Below are 3742 nucleotides of genomic sequence, written 5' to 3' on the forward strand. Positions count from 1 at the left end.
GGCGGACGAGCGCGTGGTCACCAGCGGCACCCCCTCGGCGAGCAGCCGGTCGAACAGCCGCGCCAGGACGTCCGGGGTCCCGTGCGGGGCGTGCGGCGGGGTGAGCAGGGCGGCCAGGTCGTTCGCGCACAGCGGCCGGGCCGGGGTGTCCGGCACGTAGCAGGCGCCCTCGCGGGTGAACCGGCCGCTCACGCCCCCGGTCGTCAGGGTCAGCGCCCGCACCACCGCTCGGGCGCCCTCGGCGGTCTCGGCCACGTCGACCTCGACGTCCCGCACGCCCACCACGCCCGGCACCGGCCCGGCCAGGTCCACCAGCGCGGGCCCGGCCGCCTGGACGGCCGCCATCTCGTCCGGCGGCAGGAGCGCGATCACGGTCGTCAGGTCGCCCGCCAGCAGCGCCCCGGTGAACCGCCGCACGGCCGCTCCCGGCGAGCTCTCGGCGCTCGGCTCGATCCCCCGCCGCGGCCAGTCCAGCCCGTTGCCCCTGAGCGCGGCGTGCACGGCGGTGTGCAGCACGCTCGCGTACCACCGGCCGCCGACCTCGACGGTGGCGATCTCCACCGCCCCGGCGCCGCGCGCGCCGAAGTCGACCGTCCAGTCCCGGCCCCCCGGCGACGGCACGGCGCCCAGCGCGCTCGCGAGCCGCCCGGTCACCACGTCCCCGGCGGCGCTCGACGCCGTCAACCACCCGCCGACCACGCCGGTGACGGCCAGCCGCTCGGTGATCCGCCTGGTCCCGCCCACCACGACGCCCGCGCCGCGCACCGAGGGCGGCGCGCCGACCAGCCCCACCCGGCTCCCCTCGGCGACGAGCGCGCGCCCGTGGTCGGCGACCACGGCGGCCTCCGCGGGCGCCATCGCGGCCCACGCGGCGCCCAGGTCGTTCCGGGCGAGCGCCCCGAGGAAGCCCGCCACCACCTCGCCGGGCCCGTCACCACCCGGCGCGGACGTGCCGGACCGCCCCGCCTGCCCCACGAGCAAGGCCCCCGCCAGCACCCCCGCCACCAGCGCGACCACCCCGGCGACCCGACCGCCCGAACTCCACCGCCCCACCGCCACCACCTGCCCCTGTCACGGGCGATTATGTACGCCCACCCGGCTCCCGGCCCCGGTGCGCGACGTGACACGGTGGTGTGGTGACGCCCCAGGAAGCGATGGCCGCCGCCCGCCGGATCACGGTGCTGACCGGGGCCGGGGTCTCCACCGAGTCGGGCATCCCGGACTTCCGGGGGCCGCACGGCTCGCTCAGCGGCGTCACCGAGGCGGGGCGGTCCGCCACGCCCGACGAGTACCTGAACGACCCCGAGGTGCGGCGGCGGGTGTGGCGTGCCCGGCTGCACCACCCCGTGTGGACCGCCGAGCCCAACCCCGCGCACCGGGCGCTCGTGGAGCTCCAGCGCGCCGGGCGGCTGCGGGCGCTGCTCACGCAGAACGTCGACGGGCTGCACCAGCGGGCCGGGACGCGGGGGGTGGTCGAGCTGCACGGGTCGCTGCTGCGCACGGCGTGCACCGACTGCGGGTCGCCGGGGGACATGCGGGAGGCGCTGGAGCGGGTGCGGGACGGGGAGGACGACCCGGACTGCCCGGCCTGCGGCGGGGTGCTGCGGGCCACGACGGTCGCGTTCGGGCAGCCGCTGGACCCGGACGTGCTGCGGGCGGCTCGGGCGGCCGTGGTCGACTGCGACCTGCTGCTGGTCGCGGGCACGTCGCTGGTGGTCAGCCCGGCCTCGGACCTGGTGCCGCTGGCGGCTCGCGCGGGGGCCGCCGTGCTGATCTGCAACGGGGAGCCGACGCCGTGCGACCCGCTGGCAGGCGCGCTCGACCGGCGGCCGGTCGGGGTCTCGCTGCCCGAGCTGGTGGCCGTCCCGGTGACCGGGGAGGGGCCGGTGCGCACCTGGGGCGACCCCAGCACCTGGTGAGCGGTCCGCCCACCCCGGCCAAACCCCACCAACGGGTGAGCTGACCGGCGCGGGGGCCGGGGGTCTGGTCTCCTGCCCGTGTGCGCAACCCCTCCTCCTGGCAGTCACCGGTCAACCTCAGGTCGCCCGTCGTCGTCCCCGGTTCCAGCGGGTCGCTCGACCTGCGGTGGGAGGAGGGGAGCCAGCGGTTCGACGTCGTCGCCGAGGTGCACGGGCAGCGGTTCCGGCCCGTCGTCGCGCAGGAGGCCGTGCTCGGCGGCGAGGTGTACCGGCTCGCCAACGTGCACTTCCACCGGCCCGGCGAGCACTGGGTCGACGGCCAGCCGCAGCAGGCCGAGCTGCACGCGGTGCACGTGCGGGCCGAGCGGGCCCTCCAGGTCCTGATCGTCTCCGTGCTGCTGCGGTACGAGGCCGACGGCGAGGGCGGCGCGCCCACCTCGTTCGACCTCGGCGCGCTCCTGCCCGCGCGGCGCTCCTTCTACCGGTACGAGGGCTCGCTGAGCACGCCCGACCACAGCGAGAACGTCAGCCACGCGGTGTTCGCCGACCCCGTGCAGGTCGCCGACCAGCACCTCGCCCGGTTCATCGCGGGCCGCGCTGACCGGGCCCGGCCGCCCCAGGACCTCGGGCGGCGGTACCTGCTGCTGTGCGAGTGACGGGCCTCGCGGGCGGGGCGGCACTGAACCGATCCGCCGCCAACTGAGACGCATCGTCCCTGGTCAGCGTCCCGGCGGCAGAATAACGTCGGTGGATGCGCGTACCGCTGACCGTCGCAGACTTCCTGGAGCGGGCCGAGGTCGCCTTCGCCTCCACCACCGCCGCCGTTGACGAGCCGCACCAGCCCGCGCCACCCGTCCCCACCACCACCTACGCCGGGTTCGCCGACCGGGTCCGCGCCTGGCAGGCCGGGTTCGACGCCCTGGGCATCGGCGTCGGCGAGCGGATCGCGGTGGTCAGCCCCAACTCGGCGCGGGTGCTCGAACTCCTGCACGCCGTGCCCGGCAGCGGGCGCGTCTGCGTGCCCGTGAACCACCGGCTGCGGCCCGCCGAGGTCGCCTACATCGTCGAGCACAGCGGGGCCACCGCCCTGCTCGTCGACCCCGAGCTCGAACTCGGCGGCGTCCGCGCCCCGCACCGCTTCACCCTCGGCGCGCACACCGAGGAGGAGCTGATGCTCTTCGGCGTCGCCCCGCGCCCGTGGCGCGACCCCGACGAGAACGCCACCGCCACCGTCAACTACACCTCCGGCACCACCGCCCGCCCCAAGGGCGTGCGGCTCACCCACCGCAACCTGTGGATCAACGCCGTCACCTTCGCCCTGCACACCCGCGCCTGGGAGCGGGACGTCTACCTGCACGTCCTGCCGATGTTCCACTGCAACGGCTGGGGGATGCCCTACGGGTTAGCCGGGCTGGGCGTGCCGCAGGTCGTGCTGCGCAAGGTCGACGGCGACGAGATCCTGCGCCGCGTCCGCGACCACGGCGTCACCCTCGTCGGCGGCGCGCCCGCCGTGTGGAGCGCGGTGCTCGACGCCGCCGCGCGCTGGGACGGCGAGGTCCCCGGACGCGGCCGGGTGCGCGTGGTGTGCGCGGGCGCCCCGCCGCCCAGCCGCGTCATCGCCCGGATCACCGCCGAGCTGGGCTGGGAGTTCCTGCAGATCTACGGCCTGACCGAGACCGCCCCGCTGCTCACGTTCAACCGCACCCGCCCCGAGGACGACGGGCTGACCGACGAGGAGCGCGCCCGCAAGCTCTCCCGCGCGGGCGCCCCCGCGCTCGGCGCCCGCCTGCGGATCTCCGACACCGGCGAGGTGCTGGCCCGCT

The 3742-nt window shown here is 77.0% G+C and carries 3 protein-coding genes and 1 pseudogene; 3 read left to right on the forward strand and 1 reads right to left on the reverse strand.

The genetic code is table 11. The features are described 5' to 3' along the window. The coding region (locus tag ACTUAL_RS21825) for a hypothetical protein (RefSeq protein ID WP_440901550.1) at positions 1-1053 on the reverse strand (1053 nt) is incomplete at its 3' end. Between the two features lie 101 nt (positions 1054-1154). Here ACTUAL_RS21825 and ACTUAL_RS21830 point away from each other — a divergent pair. From ACTUAL_RS21830 to ACTUAL_RS21840, 3 genes and pseudogenes are all read left to right on the forward strand, one after another. After that, entirely contained in the window at positions 1155-1919 is a 765-nt protein-coding gene (locus ACTUAL_RS21830) for an SIR2 family NAD-dependent protein deacylase (protein WP_440901552.1), read from the forward strand. A 74-nt stretch (positions 1920-1993) separates the two neighbouring features. Beyond that, positions 1994-2575: pseudogene (locus tag ACTUAL_RS21835) on the forward strand (carbonic anhydrase family protein); the annotation flags it as partial. 95 nt (positions 2576-2670) lie between these two features. Beyond that, on the forward strand, positions 2671-3742 hold a 1072-nt coding region (locus ACTUAL_RS21840; RefSeq protein WP_440901551.1), incomplete at its 3' end, for an AMP-binding protein.

The sequence above is a fragment of the Actinosynnema sp. genome (genome assembly GCF_052038725.1).

Coding starts and splice junctions, on each gene's coding strand:
- ACTUAL_RS21830 (WP_440901552.1), top strand. CDS start 1,155: ATGGCCGCCGCCCGCCGGATCACGGTGCTGACCGGGGCCGGGGTCTCC.